This window comes from Streptomyces sp. ADI96-02, assembly GCF_003846185.1.
Classification (GTDB): domain Bacteria; phylum Actinomycetota; class Actinomycetes; order Streptomycetales; family Streptomycetaceae; genus Streptomyces.
The window spans coordinates 5,253,101-5,254,187 of record NZ_ML123034.1 but is presented as its reverse complement, the minus strand read 5'-3'; the positions used below and the strand labels follow the sequence as shown (position 1 = coordinate 5,254,187).

The window sequence follows — 1,087 nt, the reverse complement described above, 5'->3', positions numbered from 1 at the left end:
TGAGTTGCGGGAGCGTGCGGTGCGGCTGGTGGCTGAGGTCCGGCCTGAGCATCCGACCGAGTGGGCGGCGATCTGCTCGGTTGCCGGCAGGCTCGGCATCGGCGCTGCGGAGACGCTGTGCAAGTGGGTCCGCCACGCCGAGGTCGACGCCGGTGCCAGGCCGGGGACCAGCAGGGCGGAGTCGGCGGAGACGCGCCGGTTGCGGGCCGAGGTGCGGGAGCTGAAGCGGGCGAACGAGATCTTGCGGGCAGCCTCGATCTTCTTCGCGGCCGAGCTCGACCGGCCGCGCAGGTCCTCGTGAGCTTCATCAGCGCCCACAAGGACACCACCGGCGAGACGGGGGTGCGGTGGGGAGTCGAGCCGATCTGTCGCGTGCTGAGTGAGCACGGGGAGCTCATCGCGGCGTCCACCTACTACGACACCACAGCCCGACAGCAGCACCCCTCCGGCTCCGTGGGACCTCCCTTGCGGGACGAGATGCTGAAGCGGGAGATCATCCGTGTGTTCGACGGGAACTTCCGGGTCTACGGAGCGCGGAAGGTGTGGCTGCAGCTCAACCGGGAGGGCGTACGGATGGCCCGCTGCACTGTCGAGCGGCTGATGCGCGAGCTGGGCCTGCGGGGTGCGGTCCGCGGCAAGAGGTACCGCACAACCGTGCCCGATCCGACCGCCGACCGCCCGGCTGATCTGGTGAAACGCCGGTTCGACCGACTCTCGCCGAATCGGCTGTGGGTCACCGACTGAACCGCCGCGGGTTTGATGGAGATCATCAAGACCCGGAAGGATGCCGCTCATGGCTGCTCCCCGTAAGTACCCCGACGAACTGCGTGAACGCGCGACACGTCTGGCCGTCGAGGCCCGCAAGGACACGGTCCGCCGGGCCGGCGCGATCAAACGGATCGCCGACCAGCTGGACGTGCACCCTGAGGCTCTGCGGGGCTGGGTCAAGCGGGCCGAGATCGACGAGGGCGTCGCGCCCGGCGCCACCAGTGCGGAGACCGCCCGGATCGTGGAGCTGGAGCGGGAGGTGAAGGAAATGCGGCGGACGAACGCGATATTGAAGTCCGCCTCGGCTTTCTTCGCGGCG

The 1,087-nt window shown here is 69.4% G+C and carries 1 protein-coding gene and 1 pseudogene; both read left to right on the top strand.

Translation table 11 applies throughout. From position 1 onward, the window contains the following. Positions 1-741: pseudogene (locus EES43_RS31505) on the top strand (IS3 family transposase); the annotation flags it as partial. A gap of 52 nt (positions 742-793) precedes the next feature. Beyond that, positions 794-1,087: transposase (locus tag EES43_RS23170; RefSeq protein WP_164493228.1), on the top strand; the 294-nt coding region annotated here is incomplete at its 3' end.